The sequence below is a fragment of the Kitasatospora sp. NPDC022856 genome (assembly GCF_055561235.1).
Genome location: NZ_JBVHHE010000128.1, coordinates 1 through 1,616 on the forward strand (window position 1 = coordinate 1; position 1,616 = coordinate 1,616).

At 71.5% G+C, this 1,616-nt stretch carries 2 protein-coding genes; one reads left to right on the forward strand and one right to left on the reverse strand.

Going from position 1 to position 1,616, the window contains the following annotated elements; genetic code table 11:
• Window positions 1–85: 85 nt before the first annotated feature.
• Complete coding sequence (locus ACZ34W_RS38625) at window positions 86–298, reverse strand: hypothetical protein (protein ID WP_329490330.1); 213 nt, start codon at window positions 296–298, stop codon at window positions 86–88.
• Window positions 299–464: 166 nt separating this feature from the next.
• On the opposite strand from ACZ34W_RS38625, the gene ACZ34W_RS38630 reads away from it, so the two are divergent.
• On the forward strand, window positions 465–1,388 hold the full coding sequence (locus tag ACZ34W_RS38630) for a DUF6891 domain-containing protein (RefSeq protein ID WP_465611175.1): 924 nt from the start codon (window positions 465–467) through the stop codon (window positions 1,386–1,388).
• Window positions 1,389–1,616 lie beyond the last annotated feature (228 nt).

Consider the following 1,616-nt stretch of genomic DNA (forward strand, 5'->3'; position numbering starts at 1 on the left):
CCCAGAACTCGAACGGTTCCGGCGCCGATAGTGCTCACCTGCTGGCGGCTATGGAACTGAGCATTCCCCGGTTCCATAGCTCCCATTAGGCGCCGTCGTCGTCCTCCGTCGCGGCCTCCTTCCCGGCGCCCGCGGGCGCGACGCCGCTGAAGTTGTTGGCGGGCAGGAGGTAGTCGAAGCTGCCCGAGGAGGTGTGCGCACCGCCGGCGGGGCAGACGCCGTTGGTCGGGTTCCCGTTGAACCAGAGGCCGAAGCACTTGCCGCAGTACCGCCAGTTGGACTGTCCGAGGATGGCCACGGAGCTTCCTTTCCGGACGACTTCCCCGGGTCGGAGGAAGAGCGTCCCGTGGGGGGCATGCGTCCATGGTTCGGTGCCCGGAGTCCCGGACACATGAGGCAGGTGTCCCCTGTGCGGCAGGGACCTCCCGGACGACGCGTCAGTGGGCTGTGCGACAGTGGCCCGCATGCTGGCGATCGAGGTGCAGACGGAGAACGGGGAGCGGCACCTTCGGGTGACCGCCGAGGCGCTGGCCGCGCTGGTGCGCCGGATCGGCGGGCCGGGCGACCGCTTCCTGGTGGTGGAGCGGATTGCCGGCCCCGCCGAGGTGTTCGTCCAGGTCTGGCACGAGGCCGGTGGCGACTACACCCTGGAGCACCGCGAGGGCTCGAACGACCGCCATTTCCGGGTGCTGCTCGACGACCCCGGTCCGGTGATCGCCGCGATGACGGGCTGGGCCCGCCGGGCGGACGGCTGGGACACCGGCCTGGCCTGGCGGCGGCTCGACCTGACACCGGCGCCCGAGACGCCGGCGCCGCCGCTGGAGCTGCCCGACGACGACCGCAGGCAGCTGGAGGACCGCCTCCGTCAGAGCCTGGCCGGCGGTTACGCGACCCGGGCCGAACTCGCCGAACTGGCGGAGGACTACCTGGTCAAGGGTGACCGGCGACCGGTCTCGCCCGCGCAGGCCCGGGCGCTGGTCGACCGGATGTGGCGCGAGCGGGCCGAGGAGCAGGCCGGCTGGGAGGGCGAGACGGACGCCGACCGGCTCACCCGTGCCTTCACGGCACTGGAGGCGGCCGGCATCACGGCCCGCGAGAACTTCACCTGCTGCCACTCCTGCGGGCAGGCCGAGATCGCCGGCGCGGGCTCGCCGGACGCCCGGGGCTTCGTCTACTTCCACTCCCAGAGCGCCGACGCGGCCGCCGCCGGCCACGGACTGTCGCTGTACTACGGGGGCTTCGACGACTCGGCCGAGACCACCGCCGCCGTCGGCCGTGAGGTGGTGGCCGCCCTGGCGGTGGCCGGCCTGCCGGCGGACTGGGACGGCGACCCCGCCAGTGCCGTAGAGGTGCGACCGCTGGACTGGCGCCGGCGGCTCGTCGGCTGACAGTGATGATGTTCGTGGTGATGTTGCTGGCGGGTCTGACCCTTCGGCTGACTGACGCTTCGGCTGTCCTGTTTGGGATTTGTCGGCCCGTCGGCGGCGTCACCACGCACGCGGCCGGACGGGCGTTGTGACTTCATAGCGCCTCTGTGTGTCAAGCAGCGGTGGTGAGCTGGTTCCGATGGTCGCGTTTCATGATCCGGTAGACCACGTTGGACAGCCGTCGCTTCA

What these genes read in the sequence shown, in the direction of transcription:
- ACZ34W_RS38630 (WP_465611175.1), top strand. Translation starts at nt 465, where the DNA reads ATGCTGGCGATCGAGGTGCAGACGGAGAACGGGGAGCGGCACCTTCGG.